General features: G+C 43.6%; 22 protein-coding genes and 1 pseudogene. 3 read left to right on the top strand and 20 right to left on the bottom strand.

The annotated features are described in order from the left end of the window. Positions 1 to 79 precede the first annotated feature (79 nt). Positions 80 to 970: a DUF3943 domain-containing protein gene (locus CW749_RS26765; protein WP_101115526.1), complete on the top strand. Its 891-nt coding sequence runs from the start codon at positions 80 to 82 to the stop codon at positions 968 to 970. A 236-nt stretch (positions 971 to 1,206) separates the two neighbouring features. Beyond that, a complete protein-coding gene (locus tag CW749_RS26760; protein WP_101115525.1) occupies positions 1,207 to 1,719 on the top strand; it encodes an ACT domain-containing protein in 513 nt (170 codons plus the stop codon). Positions 1,720 to 1,794: 75 nt separating this feature from the next. Here CW749_RS26760 and CW749_RS26755 read toward each other — a convergent pair whose 3' ends face one another. From CW749_RS26755 to CW749_RS26660, 19 genes and pseudogenes are all read right to left on the bottom strand, one after another. Continuing rightward, complete coding sequence (locus CW749_RS26755) at positions 1,795 to 2,766, bottom strand: hypothetical protein (protein WP_101115524.1); 972 nt, start codon at positions 2,764 to 2,766, stop codon at positions 1,795 to 1,797. 9 nt (positions 2,767 to 2,775) lie between these two features. After that, positions 2,776 to 3,738: a hypothetical protein gene (locus tag CW749_RS26750; RefSeq protein WP_101115523.1), complete on the bottom strand. Its 963-nt coding sequence runs from the start codon at positions 3,736 to 3,738 to the stop codon at positions 2,776 to 2,778. Beyond that, a complete protein-coding gene (locus CW749_RS26745) occupies positions 3,735 to 7,811 on the bottom strand; it encodes a hypothetical protein (protein WP_101115522.1) in 4,077 nt (1,358 codons plus the stop codon). Before CW749_RS26745 ends, CW749_RS26750 begins: the two co-directional genes overlap by 4 nt. A 217-nt stretch (positions 7,812 to 8,028) precedes the next feature. After that, positions 8,029 to 8,580 carry a DUF4123 domain-containing protein gene (locus CW749_RS26735; protein WP_101115520.1) on the bottom strand — a complete coding sequence of 184 codons (552 nt, stop codon included), beginning with the start codon at positions 8,578 to 8,580 and terminating at the stop codon, positions 8,029 to 8,031. 205 nt (positions 8,581 to 8,785) lie between these two features. Then, positions 8,786 to 9,040: pseudogene (locus tag CW749_RS28605) on the bottom strand (PAAR domain-containing protein); the annotation flags it as partial. 262 nt (positions 9,041 to 9,302) lie between these two features. After that, a complete protein-coding gene (locus CW749_RS26725) occupies positions 9,303 to 10,301 on the bottom strand; it encodes a carbohydrate kinase family protein (RefSeq protein WP_145997890.1) in 999 nt (332 codons plus the stop codon). A 6-nt stretch (positions 10,302 to 10,307) separates the two neighbouring features. After that, the gene (locus CW749_RS26720; protein WP_101115517.1) at positions 10,308 to 10,976 is read right to left on the bottom strand and encodes a D-lyxose/D-mannose family sugar isomerase; all 669 of its coding nucleotides are present in this window, start codon (positions 10,974 to 10,976) and stop codon (positions 10,308 to 10,310) included. Continuing rightward, on the bottom strand, positions 10,973 to 12,109 hold the full coding sequence (locus tag CW749_RS26715) for a Gfo/Idh/MocA family oxidoreductase (protein ID WP_201797040.1): 1,137 nt from the start codon (positions 12,107 to 12,109) through the stop codon (positions 10,973 to 10,975). Before CW749_RS26715 ends, CW749_RS26720 begins: the two co-directional genes overlap by 4 nt. After that, entirely contained in the window at positions 12,106 to 12,942 is an 837-nt protein-coding gene (locus tag CW749_RS26710) for an aldolase (protein WP_101115515.1), read from the bottom strand. Before CW749_RS26710 ends, CW749_RS26715 begins: the two co-directional genes overlap by 4 nt. A 10-nt stretch (positions 12,943 to 12,952) precedes the next feature. Further along, on the bottom strand, positions 12,953 to 13,714 hold the full coding sequence (locus CW749_RS26705) for an ATP-binding cassette domain-containing protein (RefSeq protein WP_237322602.1): 762 nt from the start codon (positions 13,712 to 13,714) through the stop codon (positions 12,953 to 12,955). Next, positions 13,707 to 14,744, bottom strand: a complete 1,038-nt coding sequence (locus CW749_RS26700; RefSeq protein WP_101115514.1) for a ribose ABC transporter — start codon at positions 14,742 to 14,744, stop codon at positions 13,707 to 13,709. Before CW749_RS26700 ends, CW749_RS26705 begins: the two co-directional genes overlap by 8 nt. 158 nt (positions 14,745 to 14,902) lie before the next feature. Beyond that, positions 14,903 to 15,880 (bottom strand): ABC transporter substrate-binding protein, encoded by a 978-nt coding sequence (locus CW749_RS26695; protein ID WP_101115513.1) that lies wholly within the window; start codon positions 15,878 to 15,880, stop codon positions 14,903 to 14,905. A gap of 319 nt (positions 15,881 to 16,199) precedes the next feature. After that, on the bottom strand, positions 16,200 to 17,219 hold the full coding sequence (locus tag CW749_RS26690) for a LacI family DNA-binding transcriptional regulator (RefSeq protein WP_101115512.1): 1,020 nt from the start codon (positions 17,217 to 17,219) through the stop codon (positions 16,200 to 16,202). A gap of 149 nt (positions 17,220 to 17,368) precedes the next feature. Further along, positions 17,369 to 18,502: a carboxynorspermidine decarboxylase gene (nspC, locus tag CW749_RS26685; RefSeq protein ID WP_101115511.1), complete on the bottom strand. Its 1,134-nt coding sequence runs from the start codon at positions 18,500 to 18,502 to the stop codon at positions 17,369 to 17,371. A 186-nt stretch (positions 18,503 to 18,688) separates the two neighbouring features. Continuing rightward, the gene (locus CW749_RS26680; RefSeq protein ID WP_101115510.1) at positions 18,689 to 19,939 is read right to left on the bottom strand and encodes a carboxynorspermidine synthase; all 1,251 of its coding nucleotides are present in this window, start codon (positions 19,937 to 19,939) and stop codon (positions 18,689 to 18,691) included. 13 nt (positions 19,940 to 19,952) lie between these two features. Continuing rightward, a complete protein-coding gene (locus CW749_RS26675) occupies positions 19,953 to 22,841 on the bottom strand; it encodes a pyridoxal phosphate-dependent class III aminotransferase (RefSeq protein WP_101115509.1) in 2,889 nt (962 codons plus the stop codon). A gap of 537 nt (positions 22,842 to 23,378) precedes the next feature. Then, entirely contained in the window at positions 23,379 to 23,858 is a 480-nt protein-coding gene (locus CW749_RS26670; protein WP_237322600.1) for a GNAT family N-acetyltransferase, read from the bottom strand. A gap of 27 nt (positions 23,859 to 23,885) precedes the next feature. Further along, the gene (locus tag CW749_RS26665) at positions 23,886 to 25,052 is read right to left on the bottom strand and encodes an HD domain-containing phosphohydrolase (protein WP_101115507.1); all 1,167 of its coding nucleotides are present in this window, start codon (positions 25,050 to 25,052) and stop codon (positions 23,886 to 23,888) included. A 101-nt stretch (positions 25,053 to 25,153) separates the two neighbouring features. Further along, entirely contained in the window at positions 25,154 to 25,438 is a 285-nt protein-coding gene (locus tag CW749_RS26660) for a hypothetical protein (RefSeq protein ID WP_101115506.1), read from the bottom strand. Between the two features lie 229 nt (positions 25,439 to 25,667). Here CW749_RS26660 and CW749_RS26655 point away from each other — a divergent pair, with 229 nt between their 5' ends. After that, positions 25,668 to 25,856 carry a hypothetical protein gene (locus CW749_RS26655; protein WP_145997889.1) on the top strand — a complete coding sequence of 63 codons (189 nt, stop codon included), beginning with the start codon at positions 25,668 to 25,670 and terminating at the stop codon, positions 25,854 to 25,856. A gap of 125 nt (positions 25,857 to 25,981) precedes the next feature. Here the strand turns inward: CW749_RS26655 and CW749_RS26650 are convergent, their stop codons facing one another. After that, positions 25,982 to 26,407: a hypothetical protein gene (locus tag CW749_RS26650; protein WP_101115504.1), complete on the bottom strand. Its 426-nt coding sequence runs from the start codon at positions 26,405 to 26,407 to the stop codon at positions 25,982 to 25,984. Positions 26,408 to 26,446: the final 39 nt, after the last annotated feature.

Here is a 26,446-nt window from a genome sequence, read left to right as displayed (position 1 = left end):
TTAAAGGGATTGCATCTATCATTCGTAAAGAGAATAATGCTCAGCTCACTATTTTTGGTTTTTCTCAATGGAGATCTCTGTGCGACTGAAGTCACTGTCTACCGCATTGCTTGCATTTGCTACGTCAACCCAAGCTGCTGATTTTGATATCAACAACTACTCTTATGACTTATATAGCGGCGATGATCAACAAAGCTACAGTCTTAACATTGAAACAAATGTAAATCCATTCTATCTCTCTTTAAATGACAATATTGAGACGGAACCAAAACTCGAAGCGCCTCTTCCATTGTATCTTCAAGTTCAGCCTGAAAAAGACTGGAATTACCTGAAAGAACAAACCTATACGATTTTGGGTCTCAGCGTTGCTACAGTGGGCTTAATGACACTTCTGCCTGAGAGTATTACTAAGTGGGATGCCGAAGCCCGCGATATGAGTAAGCTCGGTGAAAAATGGGCTGATAATGTCAGCCAAGGTCCTGTATGGGACAGAGACGAGCACTTCCTCAACTACATAATGCACCCATACTTTGGCGGTGTTTACTACACGGCTTCTCGTCATGCAGGATTCAATGAATTTGAGTCTTACCTTTACTCAATGACAATGTCGACGTTGTTCTGGGAATTTGGCGTAGAAGCGTTTGCTGAGATCCCATCTTGGCAAGATATTTTCATCACACCTTTCTTTGGCGCTGTTGTCGGTGAACTGATGTTCGAAGGCGAACAAAAAATTGTCCACAATGGTGGTGAAGTATTAGGGTCAGAAACCCTAGGTGATGTCTCGCTGTTTTTCCTAAACCCAGTTGGTCACATTCATTACTGGGTGACAGACGCATGGGGTGGTGATGCGAAGTTTAACTTCCGAACTCAGCCTTGGACAGGTTACCAAACCGAAGTCGATATGGCAGTAAACCCGCAAGGTCCACTAGACAAACAGTTCTACGGAATGGAACTGACGTTAACCTTTTAACGTTGTTCTTTACCTTGTTCAAAGCGCCCTTCGTGGCGCTTTTTCAATTTTTAGAGCATTATTCGATTTTTAGAGCTATATCCACTGCGCTTTTAATAAACTTGATTCTTATCATATTTCTCTACCGCTAATTTTCTATACTCACTAATACCCAAACGACCTCAAGGTGCAGAGTTCAGCATCTTGAAGTTACTTGGGTATAGTTAATAGCCACCCTGCGATCAGGAGGATGTAATATGTACACGACTTTTATTGTAAATTTTGTCGGCACTGCAACCCCTACCACTATCAAGAAATTAGCGTCAACGACACACGATAATGGTGGAAAGTGGCTTCTTAGCAAAGTGAATTTCATTGAACACCAAGTTGCAGCCGTTATAAAAATTGAGTTGCCATCTGAGAATGAAGATACCGTCAAAGATGCTTTCTTAAATACCCCCGACCTCATCGTACAATTCAGCCAAGCGAGCGATCTGAGCTACGAAGCCGATACCATCCACCAAATCAGATTGGACTCTAATGATAGAGCTGGCATCGTGAATGAAATCAGCCATGTACTTGATGGACAGGGAGTTAGCATATTAGACATGGACTGCCAGCGCGTATTTATTGCTGGCGGAGGCGGTGTCAGTTCCAGCCTCTTCAGCTCGACCATGGCATTAAAAATACCTAAAGAATCCAACATCAACGACATCATTAACGAGTTGGAATCACTGAGCGAAGATACGCGTGTCGTGTTGGAGGATTAAAACAAGATGAGAGTATCACTTGATACTCTCATCATACCCATATTGAAATACTCTTTTCTTGCTTACTTACGTTCGCTAAACAACGTGAATTTCTTCTGGGAATTGCGCATAGATATTGATCGGCTTGCCGAGTGGCGGAATGTGTTTCTGGTTTTTTGCCATTTTAATGATGGCTTTATCAAGCCCTCGATGCGACATGCTGCGCCAATAATTAGGATCGCGACCAATCTCTTTATCGTATGCAGCGGTCGTCAGGTCTTCACTTCGAAAAGGCTCTAGAAAAGGTAGATCAGGCAAAGGTTGACTGACATCCATGTATTGCTGAATCACATTCCACAACCGCTTTTGATCATCTGAACGGGCAGAATCAATCAAATCCCCTATATTAATAGGTTGGCTGTAATCACTATAGCGATGACATAGAACCACGTTAAATTTGGGGCTTCCACTCGGACCAGTCACCTCTATCATTCGACAATCAAACTCTATAAATGGGTGACTGTAAACCACATAGTCACTGCTACCGTAAAGAGTGACCATCCCTGTCTTACGATTTAGGCTGTATGTTTTTGTCACCAAATTACGAACCAGATGCTTGGGAAGTTTTTCAAATATAAGCCAAGTAAAAAACCATCTAGCAATGAATACAGTGGCAAAAAAACCAAAAATATTAATAGTAGCAGTCTTCATCATATCAGCATCGATATAATTTGGATTGGAAAGTATAGGAATAATAAAATGATATAAAATAGCTATCGGAACCAAAAATACTGGCGAATTTTCAAGAAAACGAAACACTAAAAGGAAAAACTTTTTTGGCTCAATTTTAGATAATTCATTTTGATCTGCAGAATACATATTATCGCTTTTAGATTTTGCGAGATTTCGTTTTCTAACTAAATCAACAGGTGCATCATCTTGAGGAGACGTATGGCGAATCTTATCTCCAAACGTGTTAAGCGGCTTAAATCTTCTCTTAATTTTCTCAGGATCCTCTTGGCTTTGAGGTTCCCTACTATCAAATACTGACGTTTCTTCTTGATTCATTTTGTTTCCCTAAACAACGTGAATTTCTTCTGGGGATTGCGCATAAATATTAATCGGCTTACCGAGTGGCGGAATGCGTTTCTGGTTTTCTGCCATTTGTGCGACCACTTGGTCAAAATCTTTGTCCGACATACTGCGCCAGTATTTGGGGTCGCGCCCGATTTCTTTATCGTGTGCTTCGGTTGTTGGGTCTTTGCTGCGGAATGCTTCTAAAATTGGCAGATCGGGCAGTGGCTGGCTAACGTCCATATACTGCTGAATCACGTTCCACAGGCGTTTATGATCATCTGGGTGCGTTGAGCCGATCATCTCCCCAATGGTGATATGCTGGCTGTAGTCGTTATAACGGTGCACAAGGGCGATGCCAAATGAAAGGTGCCCATACTGGTTAGTTGAGCTGAATAAACGGCAATCAAACTCCACAAAGGGGTGGCTGTATATCACATCCTCGTCATTGTCATAAAGGGTCACCATACCTGTTTGGCGGCTTAGCGTGTATTTTTTTCTTAACATTATATGAGCAAACTGGTGAAACAATAATAATGTTACTCCCCAAGTAATACCAAATGGAATAATAACATAGTTAATACCCATCATATTAATATCTATAAATATATCTAAACCTTCTTTAAATGGCTTAAAAAGAGAGCCCCACAGTGACAACATAAACACGATAGGAAAGAAAACCAACACAGCAGTCTTACTAAACAAATATATATAATAAACCGCTTGATATATATTAATAAAATCCGAGCTTGACATGCTTTTCTCATCCCAAAATTTAGAGTCGTCACCTTTTATTTCAGAAGGTTTTAACTTTTCCATTAAGTTTTTAGGCGCATCATCCTGAGTTAGCGTGTAGTCAAACTTTTGCCCAGATGCATTTAACCGACCAAATCTATTTTTTCTTGTTTCAGGGCGATTTTGGTGTTGAGGTTGACTGCTGTCAAATACAGAGTGTTCTTTCTTCATTGTTCTATACCTACCGATGATGATTGTAACCAGCCAATATCATCACTATCAAAAAGTGGAATGCCTCGAACCAATGAATCTATGGGTTTGTCCATCGGCGGTAGTGGGAAACTGTGCTCATCTACCGTTAGTTGCGCGCGCACTGTAATAGCTCGTTGGTAACTGAATTCATGCATCTTGTATGTTTGCGGAATAACCTGCTGTTTGGTGTGTGGAACAGGCTTGGTGAATGTGATGAAATAGAGCTTGCCGTCTAACACCTTGTGTTCGTGTTGTACAGCCATGTTTTCCCCACTGATTAGAAAGAATTGAGGCGAGGCATAAAGGTTACCTGAATCCACTTCTCTAATTTCTTGCAATGCCGATTCGCGAATATAAAGAGATTCATTTATCAGATCCGTATTTAATACATGGTGAAGGTTGCTTCTTAAATAGATAACGTGTGTGCTACCGTTACGGTGTATTTTCGACAGCGCTTCTTGCGGGATCTCGATATCGGAAAGGATCATAAAACGTTCCAGCGTATAGAGATTGACGCCAAAATTTAGAAGCAAGTTCACTAAATGCCGGTAGCCAATGTCTGAATCTTGCAATTGCTTTAGGTTATCTGGCGGGGAGTCAGAGAAAGGACCATTTTTGAGCCAACGTTCAATTTCACTGTCTTTTAACCAGATGTAAAGTAGCCCGCCGACCACAGCAAAGCCGAGCCCCCACCACCCCAGCATGGCCAACACGGAGCCTTTCGTTCCTAAAGCTGCAAAGCTTGAGATTGCTGAACCTATGGCCACCATCCCCATCGCTACACCTGCATCATGGTCGTTTTCAGAAAATGACACTAAGCTATCTCGTATGGCTAGACCAGAGGTTAAAAGCCCAGCAGCCCAACCCACAATACTCAATCGAGATAATTCTTTAGCAAAACTGAATTTTTCAACCAGTAATTTCGGGGTTTTGTGCGTCTTGTTCATCCATTGAAACGCTTGGGCATTTTGCCCCATAAACATATTCGCAGAATGACCAAGTGTAATAGCAAAATCTAGAGCAGCACTTGTTGCACTAGCGACATTGTATAAGCTTCTGTCAGAGCTACGTAATTTCTTAAAATGCTCTGTATTAGCATGCAAATTAAACACTTCTATAACGGTTATGGCATAGGGGAGCCTGAGTTTGTAATAGGTATTGCTTAATTTGGTGCCAGCTACCCCTTTGCTTTCGAGATCTCTAAACGCTCGATTGTATTCTGGGTCTTGCGCCATTTTGGCTAATTCTGATCCTTCTGGTGCAATGTTCACCAACCATGTTTTCTTACTGGTTTGTAAGCCTATGTTGTGTTGGTCAGCAATTTTCTTAACCGTGCGTTTCTTACTGGCCATGACCAGTTCTTGCGTGTCTTCGAACTGCTGGTACACCTCTTTATTCACATGATTCGATGAACGGCTGGGCAAACGCTCACCACTGGTGGTTCCCCATTGGTTTCGAGGTACACCATCTGCCCCCATTTCAGCCGAGCCGACGACCACACCAGAAAGCTGATGTTGCCCAGCTTCATAAAGATTGATATGCCCCATCACGGGCGGCGCACCATGTTTTAGCATGGCCAAAGGGGAGAGATACGCTTTGATCAGGAATGAGGTGGTTTGGGTTCCCACCATTGAAGCGGTTACCGCATTAAGTGATTCAAAATACCCTTGGAATAACCCATTAATGACCCCTGTTACACGCCTAACCGTGCCATACTCACCTTGCTCGTTATCCATGCCCATCATTTCCCCTGTGAGGACATCTTTGAGCTCTTCCGATTTAATGTTTTCGATATTCAAAAGCAGGTTTTCATCTGCCCACTGAGCAATCAGCGCTAAGGTGGTGAACCCAGAGCCATCGTTATAAGGAACAATATCTTCGATGCAAGGTTTAAGATGCACTATCCTTTCATCACCTTCCCCCTTGATTTCAACAATTTCATCAAGTTCAGGGAACAGCACACGGTGGAGTTTGTGGCTATTGTCGTTTCTTAATATGCGCTCAACACGTTCGATATAGGGATTATAAAGCCCATCATCATTGGGCATCCCTATGGTATCGATACTCTTATAATTCTGAGAAAGCGCGCTTAACGCTCTACCTGCTAAAAAATGCACTAACGTTGGGTCTTGATCGTCACCGGAATTCACATCCCTTGCGGCGTGGTATAAGTCATCCTTTTCAAAAATTGGCGCTAATTTATCTTTGATCTGCATAAACGCAAAACGAGCCGCGAACCTTTCTACCTCTCGTAACGTATGCCTGTACTTACTGTCATAGCTCGTATTGAGTGCACCCCTGTATTTGTGGTAGGGATTAGGTTCGTTTCCGAACTTCTTTTGCATTATAAAGTTGTGTACGAGTTCAGCGCTGCGAAAATGCGGTTGGTGGGTCGCATTTTCACTGAGTTGCATCACTAGCAAAGAAGTGAAGTTGATTAGATAGGTGTGCTGACGTAACTCAAACAGCGGATCGGATAAAAGTATGCCTTTTAGTTTTCGACTCTTGGCATCCTTTAGCACATCTTGACATGACGGCATTGAAAAATCTGGGCGCTCTGTAACTTCTTCGCTCTCTACAAAACCTGCTTTGCGATTTATGTACATCATCGCTTGATATTTTAGATAGGACTCTAACCGCTCGACATAATCGGGATCGGTTTCCTTAAAAAATTGTTTGCCAGAAAACCATCGATCATTCAGCGATTGCTCTAAATTTTTCTCAATAAGTTCGTAGCGGCTTTTTAGCCATTCTCCAGCTAAGTCATGCACCAATAAGCTTGGGTCTGGCAGTAAGTATTCCAAATCCGCTTGTCTTGCTCTCATTTCAGGCAGCGTATCCAGATCTTCTTCCAAGAATTCTGGTGGTTGTAGGCGTTGTTCTAACTCAGATTGATCATTTTCTAAATAGTTAAGGCGAGCCGCACTCCACTGCACTTCTGAAAACGCAATTCGGACGTCGGTTACGTTCCTCGACTCTCTTGACGGATACCAAATTTCTTTAATAGGCTTTCCTGTGGCTTCTCGGCGTTCTTTTAATCGAAAAGGCTTATCCCGCCCTTCTCGGTACTGGTATAAGTGAACATCCCGATAGGTCATGTCTCCATTCTCATCGGTCGAGATTTCTATCTCTCGCCAGAACTTGCCGCGATATGTCAGGTACACATACCCTGAGCGAGACAACGCGATGCAGTCTTGTTGCTTTTTTTCTCTATCAAAGCTTGGGAGCGTAGTGAATGGTAAGAAAGCGCACACTTGAAAATCTTGTTCATCTGAGCGCTCTGGTGTGCTGGAAACATCGTTAAACAGAGGCAATTTAATGGGGTCGCCTTCGCTTTCAACCTTTAACCACACATTGGCGTTGTCTACTTCTGGTTTCCAATCCCACCCATACACTGTCGAGATTTCATTTTCACTATCCACCAATTTTCTACTTTCAATGGTGGTTTTTTGGTTCATGTCCGTTAGGTCATAAAATTCAAAGTCTTGTTCGGATCCATGCGATAACCCGATGGTTTCAACTAAGAATTTTTCCTTTTCGCTTTGTGCGTTAAATCCCTTAATTTCGAAAACATAACTCTGGTTGGTTTCAATAGAGAAAGAACCTTGCGCACCCTTTTTGTGCTCATCAAAGGCTTGAAATGCTTCTACTTTATTTGGGTTTTCTTGCTTATCTTCGTTACTGAGGTTTTGTTCTTCTTTTTCTAGGTTTACAAAATCCCCTGTGGTAGCGAAAATATAGTTAACAGGGTTAGACTGTACGCCCACAGCCCCATCCCACGCTTGTTTTACGTTGGAGGGTGCGCCTTCTTCACGAGGCTTTCTCGATTGGACTAACGGTACCCATTCGTCAAAATCGAGCTCAACCTTGTAGCGACCTGCCGTTAGATTACTCACTAAAACAGGAGATTCTGCAAGCATAAATGAGGTTTTCTCACCGCTATCGGCGATAAGGTTACCTGATACCCAATTCAGAGGTTGATTGAATTCATCACGAAACGTCAGTTCTATCCAATATTTCTTTTGCATACAAGGTGCACAAAACTCAAACATGACTTTGTCTCCACGAGTTCAACTTGGGTAAATAACTTTCATCCAACATCATTTTTTCTATCAGTATTTCCGAATTAACCTCTACAGGGGCGAGACGGGAAAATACATACAATTCGCTGTCGCTGGGTTGCAAACCTTTAGAATGAGCAAATGTTAAAAGCTCTGTGATTTTTAATTTGGGATCTTCAAACCTTTGAACGAGTTCTGGCATCCATTGCTAACAGGCTTTTTCGATATTGGAGGCATGTGCTGTAAACGAATAGCAATGCTTTAGATGATGTTTGCGTATTCTCCACCAAGGCTCATCTGTGGGTTGCCAGCGCTTAGGTGGAAGATGTGACCTATTAATCACTCGCCCTTCTCTGGTTAACGAGATGGCGTGAATACAGCCGAGAAACTCTGCAAGTTCTTCATTACTGAATCTAGGAAGCATTCCACCCAATACTTCCGGATCGTAAAAACGGAAGAAAACTTCTTCACCCTCATAACCAGAAACCAATAAGCTTCTTAAATGCTGGAGTAAGTCTTCCGAACTGGAAGATGTCGCGAAAAGGATACCCTCCATCCAAATTTTTGAATCTGTTATGTTGTAAACGCTAGATACATCCCATAGGACGGGGGACATAGAAACAAGATCAGAAAAATGCTCCCCATCGAACAAAGAGAAATAGGGCACATCCATGTTTTGCCATTTCTCACTTTCTGGGGACTGATGACCACTAAGCCAATAGATATTTAGATGCTCGTTTTCGCTAAACCACTCCAACATATTATTGCCCCATCGAACACAGTTTTAGCATGGGTAAATGTAACTCTTCAGCTTCAACTAGGCTCTTGATAGGAACAAACTCCGTTGGTTGATATCCTGTTCTGGCTTCTTCTTTATCTCGTTCCTTGACTGCTGCAACTTCAGAGCTTTCAGAACTCACAGTAATACCTGCGTCTCCAATAAATACATTGCCGCTACCACTTGCAATAACGCCGCCATGAGCCGTTCCATCTCCCATTCGAGCAGCCGGTTTTCCGTTAATGAAAACGCTTGATGAACCAGCAGATATGGAATCTGGAGGACCAATACATGGAGCCATATCACCCTGACGTGCGGCGGGCATAGAATTGATAAATACGTTGGATGAGCCCGCAGCAACAGGGCACCCCACATGAGGGATTTTTCCTGTTTTATCTGGACAAGAGTGAGCATCACCGACTCGGGCAGCAGGTTTAGACATGGAAATAATACTTCTTAAGCATACAAAGTGGCTGAATTAAAAAGCATTTGTTGTCATTAACAGAAATGTAGATTGCACAATATGCGAAAGATCTCACATTAAGAATTTAATGCTCAACCAGAGAGATAATACGAGGGTAGATACAGACAAATTAAGTCAGTGCGAGGTTCATAGCCTGATAGCGATAATGAGAAGTCCCCTGTTAATGAAGTTGACCAAACCACGCAAACGCAGATCGGGATTTCTAGCTAGTCACTGTAAATTAGTATTTTTCTTGAATGCTCTGAATAGACACTAACGAATCAACCGTTGTATACCCTTTCAAACATTCGGCGGCATTTGCGTTAGCCAAATGAAGTGTTTTTACTGGGCTAACTTCATTATAGATGCCCCAAAGGCAAGCGCTGCAAAACGCGTCTCCCGCCCCTACGCTAGAAACAATATCTTCAGGGCTGAGCTGTAGGCTTTCAACCCAAATAGAATCACCAAATTTAGAAACCCACGCGGCGCCTTCTGGCATGTGGATGATGACGTTTTTATTTACTCCTTTCTCAAGCAGTGCCTTCGCGGCTTCCAAGATATCTTCTGAGTCTATTGTTCCGTTTTTTCGCAGCTTTTTTTGTAAACAGTACCCTGCTTCGAGTTCGTTTATGATCAAGTGGTCGACGTATTTCAGGCAAGGGGTAACCTGTTTTTCAACGTTTTCAATTTCCGTCGAAACCATGTCTAAACTGGTTTCTAAACCCAAGATCTTTAACTGTTTTAGCGCTTTGGCAGCGTAAGGTAAACCGTTTCTGTCTAAGGTATCCATGGTTTTGAGCAGCAATAAATACCCAAAGTGTGCAATTTTTATGTTTCGCATACCAATGGCGGTATAAGGAATGTCGACAGGGGAAAAGCCCGCCGATACTCCATCCTGATAAAAGAAGGTCCGTTCGCCGGTGCTGATATCCGTCATAACATGAGTGTGCGCCGTAATGCCTGGGACCGACTTGATCCACGAATAGTCGAACCCGTACTGATGGCAGATATCCAAAGCAAACTGACCATATTCGTCGTCCCCCACCACACCACACCCATAAACAGGTAAGGTGTCGTCTAGAACGCTTAGGCCAATCGCCACATTAAATGCGCAACCACCGGGGCCTTTGACTTGTCGCTCAATAAGCCCTAGACCCGATTTTTCGGGCCAAGGGGAGACAAAGTGAACCAAATCGATGATCCAATTCCCGATGCACAGAATGCCTTTTCTACCTGCCATGCTCACCTACTTAAGCTCATTCCAAAGTGGATAAATCGCAGGTTCGTCTTCAACAATGTCTGAAAAGCGGCCAAGTGGCTGATCAAAATAATTGTCACCATTGTCGTCGTTCGCCATCGATACTTCGCCAGTCAGCACCGAACCTTTGCCTTTTTCACCGTAAAAGCGATGCATTAACCCTGTAGGAATTCGAATACTTTGCCCGGGCTCAAGGATGATTTTCTCGAACGGTTTAGCCCTTACAACTTCCCCATCCACCGTTACTTCGATGTCTTTGTCTAAGTGCTCGCCTTTACCATTCACTTTCACACATTCCACCACTAAGTTACCGCCACCGCGGTTGATGATGTCTTCAACTTTTTTCTTGTGATAATGAAGGGGGGTTTCCTGATCTTCTTTTACCATCATGATTTTTTCAGCATAAGGCACGCTGTTTTTATCCGACTGATCGCCATTGCGAATGCAAAACAAAACCAACCCTCGTTGGTCGAATCGGTCTTCGTTGAAGTCGGTCACATCCCACCCTAGCTGGTATTTATGATTGTAAGCCGCTAGGTCGCCATTACCTTGCCATATCTCTTTATTCCAATTCCCCCAACGCGGAAGTTTAAAATGAAATTTTTCCATCAATTCTTCAGCGTCGCGTATGGCTTGATTGACCTGAGATCGTTTCATTGTATTTTCTCCACAGATTTATTTTGATGAGACAGCAAGGCTGCCGTGAAAATTTGATGCTGAATCATGGCTTCTTGAGGTGTAACACATTGAAAGCCTGATACGCTGCCAGACGCCAGCTCGTCGATAAAAGATGCCCACATTTGTAATACCGCATCGGTAAAACCGAACTCCATGATCCCACCTGAAATGGTCGGGTAAACGGGCAAATAACCCACTGGTACGGTTTGCCATATTTGTGCACCACCAGCCTGATATTCCATTTTTTCGTACTGGTTTGGGTTTGCAGTAGAAAATCGAAAACTGCGATTGATTCCATGCAGCTCAAAATACCAAGAATTATTGTGGCCTGGTGCTATTCGGTACGTTTTCAAACGTGTTGGAAATACCTGACCTTGCCAACTCGTCATACAATGTAAATCGGCATTTTCAAAGGTATCGCAGTCAATCCACTCCCCTTGTGTGTTCTTTCTTTTTGTCACCACGTCGCTTAATTGGGCGTAAACACTTTCAAATGCCCAACCCAGCTTTAAAGGCACATGCAGAATGTGCATTCCCAAATCGCCCATACACCCGTATTCACCACAAAATTGCTTTTGCCGTTTCCAGTTAATTGGCTTATCTGGGTTGATATCACTGGAGTGAAGGAATCCAATATCAGCATGCAGAAAGGTATTCTCGTCGCTGTTTTCCATGTCCCGAATCATGGCTTGCATTGCTGGGTAAAATGGAAATTCTGAAGTACAGCGCACAAACACCTCTGGGTGATCGTCAATGCACGCTAAAATCTTTTCAGATGCCGATTTGTCGATGCCGAAAGGTTTCTCAGCAAGTAGGTGCTTCCCTGCTTTGATGATGTCTATATAGAGCTTTTCATGTAAATGATGCGGCACCGCGCAATAAATCGCATCGATGGATTCATCGCTAAGTAGCTCTTGGTAATTTTCGGTATAGGTTCTGATGGATGTAAAATTGTCTCGATACCAGCCATGTATTGACGTGTTGGTATCACACAACGCAACGATTTCTGGCTTGGCTGCAACATTCGTTAAATGACACCAACGTGAGGCTGCCGAGGCAAATTCTTTGCCCATCATCCCACCGCCAATAATCCCAAATCGGATGGTTTTCATGATGCGTCCCCAATCAGCAATTTTGCCTCTTGTGGCGTTACGCCTTCATGGACAATGTTCATTAGGGCGCGCGTAATTCCAGCAGGGTCGTGGTGTTGAATCACATTGCGACCATACACAATCCCCTTTGCTCCCTGCTCCATAAGCTCGGATGTTCTTTTCAGAATTTCGTCATCACTCACCCGGCCGCCCCCTCTGACCAAAACAGGCACTTGCTGCGCAGTTTCGATCACTTTGTGGTATTGGCTCACATCGTCGCAAGGATCCGCTTTAATGATATCCGCCCCCAGCTCACTGGCTTGACGAACCAAAGGGACAATTTTACTGATGTCACCATCGACCATATAGCCTCCAGCACTGCTATTGGGCTGCATGACCAAGGGTTCGACCATTAAGGGCATATCGTAAATCTCACATTCTTTGCGCAGCACGTTGATTCGTTTTAAGCACTGACGATACAAATCGGTCTCGTTCGGCAATTGCAATAGGTTCACCACCACGCAAGCCGCATCTAACCTAAGTGCTCTTTCCACTGGATTTTCGATCATTTCAGAAAAAATAGGCGGCACCAACTCCGTGCCATAGCAGTTCGCAATGTCTGTTCTCAATACCAATGCTGGCTTCTTAGGCTTGTTCATGCCTTGAAGTAAGCGAGCACTGCCCGGTGGAAGCTGGATGGCATCCGGGTCAGCTTTCACAATGGCAGAGATGGCTTGTTCCATATTCTCGATGCCTTGTAGAAACGCTCCCTGATTAAACATTCCGTGGTCTATCGCCACATCAAAACAGTGACCTGACTCCCCAAACAATCGGTTCATTCTTGCTGATAACATGATATTTTCCTTAGCCTGCAACCATTAAATGGACGAGTTCTTCGCTGTTAGTTTCAGAAGCCTCACGCACTCCAACCACTTGACCACGACGAAGGACTGTAATTCTGTCGGATACGGCAAACACGTCATTCATGTTGTGAGAGATAAGAATGATCGCAACGCCTTGGTCTTTGAGCTTTAAAATCAGTTCCATCACCTTTCTTTGCTCTGGCACCCCGAGCGCGGCTGTCGGTTCATCCATGATCAGAACTTTTGCTTGCCAATACACCGCGCGACCAATGGCGATCGCTTGCCTCTGACCACCAGACAAACTCAATACAGGCTTTTTCAACGAAGCATTAGGGATAATAATGTCGAGCGGTTTAATTACTTCTTCCGCGACTTTGGTCATGTACGTTCTATCGAGAACAGGGAAAATACCGAGGCGTTTGGTTTTAGGTTCTCGACCAAGAAAAATATTGCTGCCCACGTCCAAATTATCGGCGAGCGCCAAGTCCTGATAGATGGTTTCGATACCTGAACTTCGAGCTTGTGACGGGTCTTCAAACGCAATTTGTTCCGCTTGGTACGTCATGGTTCCACTATCGGGGATATATACTCCAGACAGTGTTTTAATTAGGGTGGATTTTCCTGCTCCATTGTCTCCCACCAGCGCCATCACTTCGCCTGGCTTGACTTCAAACGACACATCTTTAAGGGCTTCAACACCACCAAATGTTTTACAAATCTTCGATGCGGAAAGAATCGGTTTCATTTCAGAAGTACTAGTCACCAGAGCCTCCTGTCAGCTTAGATTTAGATTGGTCAATAAACACAGAGACAATGATCACGACCCCGACGGCGACAAACTGCCAAAATGGCTCCACGTCTATGAATACGAGACCAAACTGGATCACCGCGATTATCAACGCCCCAATTAATGTACCAACCACAGTGCCATAGCCACCAAATAGACTTGCACCGCCAATAACAACCGCTGCAATGGAATCCAAAAGCATCGGTTCACCCGCTTGAGCTGCACCCGCAGAAAACCTTGCCGTGTATGTAGCCCCTGCCAGCCCTGCACACAACGCCGCGAGGATATATACCCAAGTCAGCTGTCGTTTTACTTTGATTCCTGAACGGATAGCCGCATGCCTGTTACCACCTATTGCGTAGGTGTATTGACCAAAGCGAGTTTGAGAAAGGATGTAATGCGCGACAATCAAAACCGCGAGGGCGAGAAAAACGGGGTAAGGGATTCCAAGTAACTTGCCATTACCAAAGGCATACAAATACGTATTGTTGACGGGTACTGTGGTGCCATCGGCAAAGATAAAGCCCATCCCTCGCGCAACGCCATACATGCCTAGGGTTCCGATAAAAGGAGGAATAGCGAGCCGTGCAATCAGGGTTCCATTAATAACCCCGGGTATAAAGGAAGCAAATAGCGCGGCAGCAAACCCAACCACAATGGCAATGAAGGTATCCGCAGGCATTAAGTTCATGGTAGTAGCCATAATCACAGACGCAAAGCCCATGATGAAACCCAACGACAAATCGATTCCCGCCGCGATGATGACAAAAGTTTGACCAATCCCAAGTAAAAGTGGCGCGGCCGCAAACAACGCGATGCTTTGTAAGGTAAAGCTGTTACCCAGAAACGTCGTTTCAAACATAATTTGAGACCACACTTCGAAAAAGATCAGCAATAAGCTCAAAAACAACCAAGGCCACGCTTTACTCAACCATTCCAGCCAAGAAAATCCCGTATCTTGAGATGAGCTGTCCTCTGCCTTTGTGGTAGTTGGGACACTAGACATAAATAACACCTATTTTTGGAGTTTCTGGGGCAGAATCCGTCTGCCCCTTAGTTTCAAGCGAATGCTTAGGGTTGAAGACCCTTATTGAGTTCTATGGCTCATAACTCGATGAACCACCGCTCTGTGACACACCTATTTATGAGGCATCGCTTTGAGGTTTAATCTGAGTACACGTACTTCAGGATGTCTGGAGAATCGATGTTCGATTTATCCATCACCACAAACCCTGTACCGATCTGGTTAGGCACGGCTTGCCCAGTAAGAAGTGCGTGAGCGGTCATCACTCCGTAATACCCCATAGTTGCTGGTTGTTGAGCTACAGCGATATCGACCAAACCAGACTTGATGTCTTGCACAATTCTTGGCAGTGCATCAAATGCAACAACTTTGATTTTTCCAACTTTACCCAGTTTTTTAACACCTTCCGCAGCGCCCAAAGCAGAGAAAGTATTTGCGCCAAACACACCCGCTAAATCAGGGTTGCGTGCATAAACGGCTTGAAGTTGAGATGCGGATTTATTGGAATCATCTTCGTTGTATTGAATTTTCAGTACTTCGACATCCGGCCAGCGTTTCATTTCATCCATAAAGCCTTCGGCACGCTGGTCTGTGGTAGAGATGCCTGGTTTCACGCTGGCAACGTACACTTTTCCCTTGTGTCCAATGGATTCAGCGAGTGCGCGCGCTGCAATTCGACCACCTAAAACATTGTCTGAAGCGATATAGCTATCAACGAAATCACCCGGTCCCGAACCATCTTGGTAGTTACCATCGTCAATGAAAGTATCGACAGTAATGACGCGAATGCCCGCATCTACAGCCTGTTTAAGTGGGGCGATAAGTTGTTGCTTATCCACGGGGGAAATCAGGATCGCATCAGGTTTTTTTGCAATGATCGCATTCAGTATTGGTACTTGAGCGGTGGTATTCCATTCTCTTGGAACTTGGAAAGCCAAATCCGCGCCAATGGCATCAGCAGCATGTTGGGCACCGCGATGCATGGTGAAATAAAATGGGTCAACCACACCCGGGATAAGGGCGAGTTTCAACTTTTCGGCGGCATTGGTCATATGGCTAAACATCGCAGACAAACCAATGATTGCCGTCATGGTGGCAACTTTTACGGTATGTTTCATCGTTTTCCTTCCTTGTTTCAGATGGGATGACATGGGCATTTCTAGCAATGCAAAAACGTCACTAGAGACCGGCAATTCGTCCGATTTGCCTTTACCCGATTTTCAAACCGAACCGTTAAAGTTAACCCTATGTTATTTTTAGACACGTGTATATAATCAAAAATGAGAAAGGTGATTTAGTGAACAGTTTAGAAATAAGCGGAAAGATGGATTCTTTAAAATACAGTTAGTTATGTAGATTTAAATTCCACACCGAAAATGATCATGTATGAAATTCAATCAAAATACAGGCTTTAAAGGTCCATTTTTTGAGTAAGGATTACGCCGAAAGTCTTTTCACCAATCTTGAATGGATCGTCACTTCGCGAATAATTTCTGGCTCCAACACGGCATCAACAACGGCTCTTGCCATCTGATTGCAGCTTTGTTTCACTGTGGTCAATGGTGGGTGCAAGTACGGCGCCAATTCAATATCATCGTGACCTGCGAGTAAAACCTGTTTACCGATTTTCACACCTGCATTATTCAGCGCACTCAAAGCCCCCACCGCAATGTTGTCGTTCATACAAATAATGCCGCATGGCTGCGCCTTCCAATCGGTCTCTTTTAGCCATTGGTGAATCATTTCGTAGCCGTACGTGGCATCTGGCCAAGTAATATCCGACGTTTCATCAACGATGAAACGTGGCTTAAGATTGGCTCTTTCAAGGCAATCTTGGTAGCTTTTCCGCCGAGCTGTAATCGAAGGTTTTTCCAGAACTTTAGGTACATCCAAATAGTATGGGTGAATGTCTTTTTCTAGAAAATAGTCAGTGATGATCTCTAAGCTGTGACGATTGTCGTTTACCACATAACTGGCGTTTTCGAGTAAGCAGTTATCCAACCAAACAATATGGATATCGTGTCGAAGCGCTTCAAAAAAATGAACGGATGTTTCGTCATTTGAGGTTGGAACGAGAATCAGCGATCTCGGCTTTAAACTCCGGAGGGATTGAATGATTTTGCGCTCGCGTTCTGGATCGCCATGGGTACTTTGTACAATGAGATTCAAGCCTTTTTCATTGGCAAAATCTTCGATGTATTTGAGCGTACCGGAGTAAAAGCTGTCTGTCGTAGAAGGGACAACTGCGGCAATTAATGAGCTCTGCCCTTTCACTAAATTCACAGCGTGTTGATTCGGCACATATTGCAAAGCTTCACACGCTGCTTGAATACGCGCAATGGTGGCTTGTTTAAGGGACATATCACCATTGAAATACTTAGAAGCCGACGCCCGAGAAACACCCGCCAATTTGGCAACATCAGACATAGTAACGGTATTGGACGGCTTACTGGACATAGGTTTCCTTTCTGTGTGTGAGCGCTCTAGAGGCTATTCCTTCCCTAACCCCTACGAATTTTTCAGCATTCTCTACACGAGTCAATAGACAAGATATGAAAAGGGCGAACACACCACGTATTCGCCCGTAATAGATTCTCTTTCGAATGCTACGAAACAGACCACTGAGACAGTGAACGTTTGAAATCGGAGTAATCAAATTCATTCAGCTTTTGAATTTCCCCGTCGGAGCGCTCACAGTAAATGGATGGCATTTTAAGCCCATTAAACCAATTCAGCTTAACCATGGTGTAGCCTGCGCTGTCTAAGATGTGTAGCTTCTGTCCAATTTCTAACGGGGCATCAAAGTTCGCTACGCAGAATTGGTCGCCCGCCAAACAGGAGCATGAGCCAATCACGTATTGGTGTTCACCACTTTCATTCGCTTCAAGGATCGATGCGGGTTCATCGTAGATAAGGGTATCCAATCGATGCGCTTCCGTTGCAGAATCGACGATGGCCGTTTTCATTTGGTTTTCAACCACATCGACGACAGTAACCACTAAGTCCGTCGTTTTGGTGATGATGGCTTCGCCTGGCTCTAAGTACATCTGAACACCGTGCTTCTCAGAGAATACTTTCAGCGCCAGCCCCAGTTTTTCTATGTCGTAACCCGGCCAAGTAAAAAATACACCGCCGCCCATACTGACCCAATCCAGTTTGTTTAGGTAATCACCAAACTGCTCTGAGATGGAGTCCAGCAAACCAATGAAAGCGTCTACGTCTTTGTTCTCACAGTTCATGTGGAACATTACACCGTCAATTGAATCGAATACTTCTGGGTTAATATGATCGGCTTGAACGCCCAAGCGAGAAAATTTTCGTGCCGGATTTGCTAAGTCTTGCCCCGCATAACTTACACCAGGGTTAAGGCGTAAACCGATCGAAGCTTTGCCTTCAACCATGTGGCGATAGGCAGCCAATTGATTTTGGGAGTTAAAGATCATCTTGTCGCAAATTTCAGCGACTTCGCGAACGTCTTCTTCGCTGTAGCCAACGCTGTATGCGTGAGTCTCGCCGCCAAAGGTTTCATGTCCGAGTTTAACTTCGTATGGACCGGAGCTTGTTGTTCCATCTAAATAGGGTTTGATGATGTCAAACACTCCCCAAGTGGAGAAACACTTGAGCGCCAACACCAACTTCACACCCGAAATCTCTTTCAGTAGTTTTGCTTTCTCTAAATTTGCTATCAACTTATCTTCATTAATCATGAAGTAAGGTGTTTTAAGTTCGCTTTTTTGCATTGTTAGTACCTTGAGAGCCTTCGCTAGAAAGCGCTGCCAAATCGTACAAAGCCGACGCAGGAGCATCGGCTTATATTTATTTTGTTTGGAATTCGTTGAGATTTGCTTTTGTAGCTATGAGACCGAGCGTTGTTTACGAATGTAAGTGAACACGATGGACAACGCTACAGCAGCAAATAACAAGAATTACTTCAAAGTATGGATAACCGGTAGCCCTTGACCAACTTCCAACTCTTGAACATGCCAATCCAGACCAATAGAAGGCATGGTTTCTAGGAACGGATCTGGGTCTAGTTGCTCCATGTTGAACACACCTTTGTCTGCCCACTCACCGCGGAAAAACTGAAGTGCTGCGGTAATGGCAGGAACACCCGTCGTGTAAGAGATGGCTTGATGCTCAACGTCTTCGTACGCCACTTCGTGATCGGCATTGTTGTAAATGAACACGCTGCGCTCTTTGCCGTCTTTCTTACCTTGAACCCACGTTCCGATACACGTTAAGCCAGTGTAGCCTGGTGCCAAAGAAGTTGGATCTGGCAACAGTGCTTTAAGAACGTGCAGAGGCTGAACTACTGTTCCATCATGTAAAGTCAGCGGATCTGGGCTTAGCAAGCCGATATCACGCATACAGTTGAAGTAGTTTAGGTACTTGTCGCCGAAACCCATCCAGAACTCGATACGCTTAGCAGGAATGAATTCTTTCATTGAGCGAACTTCATCGTGCGCCATTGAGTACACTTTATGTGTCCCACAATTCGGGAAATCAAATTCTAGCATACGAGAATGGCATGGTACTTGTTTCCACTCTTCGTTTTCCCAGTAGAAAGAATCACCTTGAATTTCCAGCATGTTGGTTTCTGGGTCAAAGTTGGTTGCGAACTTCTTACCGTGGTCACCCGCGTTCACATCCATAACATCGATGGTGTCAATTTCATCGAACAAGTGTTTCACTGCGTAAGCAGCAAATATCGATACCACACCAGGATCAAAACCTGCACCTAGAATACCCGTGATACCGGCTTCTTTAAACTTCTCGCGGTAGCCCCATTGCCAATCGTATGCCTGTGGAACTTGCTGCCCTTCAGAGCACAGATCGACGGCCACTGACGTGTCTAGGTACGATACTTTTGCTTGATAACACGCTTCCATGATGGTCATGTTTACCCATGGAGGACCAGCGTTAATGACGAGATCCGGTTGAACGTCTTTGATTAGCGTAACTAACGCTTCCACATCATCAGCGTCTACAGCGCGAGCTTCCAGCTTCTTTGATGGATCTTTTAGGTTATTTTTCTTCTGAATAGATTCGATGATTTTTTCACACTTACTGACCGTACGTGATGCAATTGTGATATCACCCAGTGCGTCGTTATTTTGCGCTGCTTTATGCGCGACTACCCAACCTACGCCGCCTGCACCAATTTGAAGAATTGCCATTATTCTTGTTCCCTTATTTCGCTAGTTCAACCGCTAACTGGTCGATATCATTTAATAGTTGTTCAAAATCTGACAAAGCCAGACATGGATTTAAAATGGTAAATTTAAGTGCAGACTGCCCATTAACCGATGTTTCACCTAAAACGGCAATACCGCGAACCAGTGCTTCTATGCGCACTTTTTGGTTTAGTTTGCACAAGTCCGTTACTTGTGAATTGGTCACTCGAAACAATACCGTTGATAACGCTGGCTCGGTCAGCAATTCAAAGCCTTTGCGTTGATGCACGAGGTCTGCCACCTGCAAAGTTTGCTCAAGCAAGTGATCATACATATCGCCCAACGCTTGCGGACCTACATTTTGCATTGTCATAAACACTTTCAGAGCGTCAAAACGTTTAGTGGTTGCGATGGACTTATCGACCAAATTCGGCAGCTCATCGTGTTCACGATTTAGGTAATCTGCATGATGAAGCAAGTACTTAAAATTCGCTTTGTCTTTTACAAGCAGAGATCCGCAGCTGATTGTTTGGTAAAACAACTTATGAAAATCCACACTCAACGAATCGGCTTTTTCAATACCGGATAACCGTGCTTTATGACTACTTAAAATCAGAGCGCCACCGTAAGCACCATCAACGTGCATCCAAAGTTCATGTTTTTCAGCAACATTGGCGATGGTATTCATATCGTCGATCGCACCATGATCGGTAGTGCCCGCTGTGCCAACTATGGCAAAAGGAATCAAGCCTTCGGCTTTTGCTTTAGTCACAGTGTCGTTCAGCTTCGACGCGTCCATGGTGCCATTTGGCAATGCATCTACTGTGAGAATGGCTTTCTCGCCTAAACCCATCCAAGATGCCGATTTTTGCACTGTAAAGTGTGCTTTTTCTGAGCAAACGATGCGTAATTTATCGGCATAGTCTGGTAGACCAAGCTTTTGAATGGAATGATCGCTAAGTTTGTCGGCAATCCAATCGCGTGCCAACATCAAGCCCATTTGATTGCTTTGTGTACCGCCGCTGGTGAAGATGCCGTCCGCTTTTTCGCCTAGGTCGTATTTCTCACATAACCAATCCACCACTTTCTGTTCAACATAAGTAGCGGAAGACGCTTGATCCCACGAATCCATGGATTGGTTCAATACTGCAATCATGGCTTCTGCCGCAACGGCTGGCATCAATGGAGGAGTATGCAAATGCGCAATGCAATTGGGGTGCTGCGTAAAGATGGCATTTTTAGCGACTAGGTCTGTTGCACTGCTAATGACATCAGTCAGGCTTTCATTGGACGAATTCAGGTTGACGGCATTGATTTGAGATTCAAGCAGTTTAGGATCCATCCCTGAATAAGGCTTATCGACTTGTTCAAAAAGTTGCTTCATCGCTGAAGTTGTGTGGTTCATTACCGATGCAAATTCATTCGCGCCTGCTACACCTGTGTGAATGAAATGCTTTTTCCACTCATCTGATTCTGGCAACGGTTCTTTAATGCCACCGCCAGCGACAACGATCGCTTCTTCAAGCACTTTCAAAGCAAAGTCAATTTGCTCAAACGAAATGATTAAAGGAGGCAAGAATCGAATAACCGAGCCGTCGCGCCCACCTTTTTCAACCATTAAGCCACGTTCTAGTGCGGCTCTTTGAATAGCAAGCGTCAGTTCCCCATCGGATTCTGGCTCACCAAATTTGTTTTTCTCACCGGTTGGTTTTTGAATTTCCAAACCTAGCATTAAGCCTCTACCGCGAACTTCAGCAATGCAGTTCACGCGCTTCTGGATTTTCTCGAAACCCAACCTTAAGTACTGACCGGCAATATTGGCGTGTTCAACAAGATTATCTCTCTCGATAATCTCTAACGCTTTCGCCCCTGAAACCATCGCAAGTTGGTTGCCGCGGAATGTACCTGTGTGCTCGCCTGCCTTCCAAGTATCGATGTCTTTACTGAACACCAGCAAAGACATAGGAAGACCACCACCAATGGCTTTCGATAAACATAAAATATCAGGCGATATGCCCGACTCTTCAAATGCAAAGCGGTAACCCGATTTACCTACGCCACACTGGATTTCATCGAATATTAATAAAATTCCATGCTCATCACAGAGGCGGCGAAGTTCGCGCAGCCAAAAAGCAGGTGCGGGAATCACTCCCCCTTCACCTTGTACGGGTTCAACAATGATAGCGGCAGGTTTCATGATGCCTGCTTCGTCATCATTTAATAGCCTTTCCATATAACGGATACTGGCTTTTGCGCCTTCATCGCCACCCAAACCAAATGGGCATCGCAAGTTATATGGAAACGGCATGAAATGTACGTCGGACATCAATCCAGTACGGCGTGCCTTGGTGCCTAGGTTCCCCATCATACCCATGGTGCCGTTTGTCATTCCGTGGTAAGCGCCGCGGAATGCAAACATGGTATTACGACCAGTCGTTTGTTTTGCCAGTTTGATTGCAGCTTCAACCGCATCGGCACCAGAAGGACCACAAAACTGAATCGCAGAGTTTTTAGCAAAATCTTCAGGAAGAAACGCTTTTACGCGTTTAATGAAGGTGTCTTTGGCTTTGGTGGTGATATCTAGAGTTTGATATGGCAAACCAGAATCTAACTGCTCTTTTAATGCTTGGTTTATTTCTGGATGGTTGTAACCCATTGCCAGCGTACCTGCGCCAGCCAAGCAGTCTAGAAAAATCTGACCACGAGTGTCTTCTACTAAAGCGCCGTATGCTCTTTTTATTGCTATAGGTAAACGGCGTGGATAAGAACGTACTTCAGACTCGTGTTGTTCTTGATCGAGTAAAACTTGATCGGGTGTGAGGTCATAAACCCCTTCAATACCCGGGACAAGAGATGAAAACGGGGATTCGGAGCGTGACGCGTCCATTTCAAAAGCTGTGCTCATCGCAAAAAACCTTTAAATAGTGCCATTTAAAGAAAATGATCTTTGAATAGCGATATTTATGCCTTCCTCGCGCTAACGAGAAAGCAAATAAAAGCGACCTGTGTTTGTTAAACAAACAAGGAAAGAAACTAGCAGAGAATGCTATTTAAGAAATGTGCAGACGGATCAAGGCTCGGTGATAATACCGCAATTCGGAAGTACGAAGCTGATTTTAAAAAATGAAGTCAAATTAGTCATGTTGGGCTTCCTATAATAATACCAGTCCTGTGGCATTCTTCTTCCCATCTACTAATCGAAGCACCGATTAGTACCTACCCTACACAATGTCACAATCAGCTTGAATGGTCATTGTGCGTATCCCCCAAAACGCTCTTCGAGATTAGCGCGGAGAATATCTTAGATTATTAGGGAGCGCAACGGTTTTTACATTTCACTATTAATAATTATATATCTTGTTAATATCCCATTTAAGATAAACACCATAAAAGCGTTATATTTCAATTTATTAGCTTATATCCCATTCTGTTATATGTAACCCTAAATAAGCGTCTTATGCATGATGTAACTGTCTACAAAACCCAACTTTTTGTGTTGATATGCATCGGGAATAATACCCAATATTTCAAACCCTAGTTTCTGCCACAATTTAACGGCTATATCGTTAGAGGCAACAACGGAATTAAATTGCATCGCTCTAAACCCCAAGCTTATTGCTTGCTCTTGTGAATGAATACACATCGCCGTTGCCACTCCTTTTCCTCTGGCGAATGGAGTGACCATATAACCACAATTGCTTATATGCTGACTTGGACCACCCGCATTTTTCTTTATGTAATAGCTTCCTAGAATTTGATTATTTTCTTTAAAAACAAAGCACGCCTCAGGTAATTTAACCCATAAGGTATAAGCTTCATCAAATGACATATTAGGATCAAACGCATAGGTTTCTTGCGCTTGAATAATAGTTTGAAATGTATCCCAAAATTCATATGTAAAGAAGTTAACGTTTGTTAACAAGCCGCACCATGATATTTCCAGCCCGCTTTATTCCGACTTGAAATGTTGTTTGGCAACTTGGTTAAATACATTAACCCACTTGTCGTCAAACTGGGTTCCTTTGTAGTTGTTGATCTCCACAATACAGCGAACCAGTGGGCGTTTAAGTAGAGTGTGATGTGCTCGCTCGTGAGTTCGAGCATCGAAAGTATCGACAATACTCAGTATTTTCGCACCATCAGAGATTTGATCCTGATTTAAGTGATTCGGATAACCCGTTCCATCCATTTGCTCATGATGTTGGAAGATCATGACCGCAGCGTCGTGCCACCTAATGGATTCATTTAACAACAGATACCCCGAATTAGGGTGATGATGCAATATTTCTCTCTCTGCCGTTGTTATGGTGCCTTTCTTATTCAACATTTCTAGCGGCATAAACGACATGCCAATATCATGCAGCATGACAGCAACGGCTAACTGAGCCGTATCAACAGGGCTACCTGCTGATTTGTTCATTTCTAAGCTTAAGAATAACTGCCTTAGGGTTCGCCCATGCCAATACTTACTTCTGTCTTCCAGAGGTTGAACCAAGCTAGAGTAAAACCGGATGTCATCATCGGTTTCAACACCGTAATTAGACAACATAGCTAAAAGCTCATTTTGGTAGCTTTCACCATCAGACCCCTTCCCTATTTCTTTTAGTATTGGAGCATCGGTATGTTGCTCAGTTAACTTAGTTGTAGGGTCGAGCAAAAGTAACACATCGTTAATGAGCACTACCTGTCTCTCAGGGGAGACATCGGCAACTAAACTTATGTCTTCGCAAATTTTATTAAGTATGTCTTCTGCTAGAGGGCTTTCTTTTTCGTCTAACCTTGCCTCTACCATTTGCTTTGTTTTGTCTAAAGAAAGGAGAATAACGTCACACAGGATACTGTCGTATTTCAAATGCCCTTTTCGAATATAATCCAGCAAATCTTCAAGGCTTTGCATAAGTGGCGTGATGGACACTAAGCCTACATAGACTAAGTTTCCTTTAATGGTGTGCACTACCCGAAAAAGCCCATTTAACAAATCCACATCGTCTGGTCGATGTTCAAGATCAATTAAAATAACTTCACATTTTTCATGAGCTTCTCGAAAATCTTGAAAGAAGTCTCCGAGCGATTCGTATTGGATTTCTTCTTCAGATATTTCTTTTGGGAGTGCCATCTTTTTTACCTGCTATGTTCACGTCTAATAGCAGTATAGAACACTGATAGATTTATTAAGTTTAGAGTGGCTAGATTAGTTAGGTTTTCTCTTTATTTCGCTCATGTGCTAGTCATAAAAATCACCCATAGCCAAGTTAGCCCAAGTACCAATGACCAAATCACTACTCGGATTAAACCGCCGTAACGGCTTTTCTTCCGTTTTGGTGCTGACGGTTTATGTGCTTTCTCTTGAGCTTCCGAGCGCCCATGTAGTGCGGCTTTTTGAGCCCGCCTTTCGGCTGCTTGGTTAGCTATTTCAGTAAATCTATGTCTTTGATCATTATTAAAATCCTGCTCAGGATTATAATGCTTACCAGTGTCACCTTGTTTGCGAGTTACAGCCATGTTCACCTCCCCGAAAATCAAAGATAAACTGCTCCATAAATAACTTTAAGACACATTATACGAATTCGCCAACCAACCTATTCATGTATCTTATTTTTGATACAACCAAGTCAAAACCACAACTTTTGGGACTGATAAAACCCTTTGTATAGTTTGGTTTTAGATGAAAATAAAGGTAGGATTAAAAAGCATTCCAACATTAGCTAGTTCAAAGGGTTACAACAATTTTATGACGAAAACCATCGCAGAAGAACTTGTATATGACTTTACCGACGGATTAACCTTAGTATTGAAAATCGCCCTAAAGCCAAATCAATCTGAGTTCATCAGTTCCACAAAAAAAATGTATACGTTTAAAGATGGTTCAAAGATCTTACTCGACAGAGATGATCCTAAATACCATGAAGTGATTATTTAGCCTAATCAGCTCTCCATTTGAATTAAAGCGGGAATTTAATTAATTCGATAAAGGCTCAGATTCCTTTGAGCCTCCTATACTTTCACACCATCATTTGTATCAACTAAAAATAGCAACAAGCTGATTTAGATGACACACTCTTGCGCAGCTTTTGCTTTTTCTACACCTTCCTCAATAAGAGTTAGCATATCTTGGTTTGCTATAGAGCCCATGACCTTTTCAATCAGCTTTTCAGCAGTTGACTCTGAAGACGCGTCAACTAGACAGCTATACGCATTAGAAATGTGTTCTGTGGCTTGAGTAAGTGCTTCAGAATCGTTGAAATCCATATTCGTAATTTGTTCAATTGCTGATGTAAGGGCTTGAGCCGACTCTGCTGCACTGCCAAACTGCTCCAAATCTAAGTCAGCAAAATTCGAAAAATCCAGTTCTTCTTGGAAACTATCAACGGCGCTGTTTGCAGCTTCTTGTGCTTGATCGATAGCATTGGCTGCATCTTCACACCCAACTAGGGCAAATGTTACAACCAGTGCAATAAGGGACTTTTTCATATTACCTCTTAAAAATCGGATACTTATTTCCTTACATAG

The sequence above is a fragment of the Vibrio sp. vnigr-6D03 genome (assembly GCF_002835515.1).
Taxonomy (GTDB): domain Bacteria; phylum Pseudomonadota; class Gammaproteobacteria; order Enterobacterales; family Vibrionaceae; genus Vibrio; species Vibrio penaeicida.
Note: the sequence above shows the minus strand (reverse complement) of the source record. Positions and strands in the feature narration are given on the sequence as shown.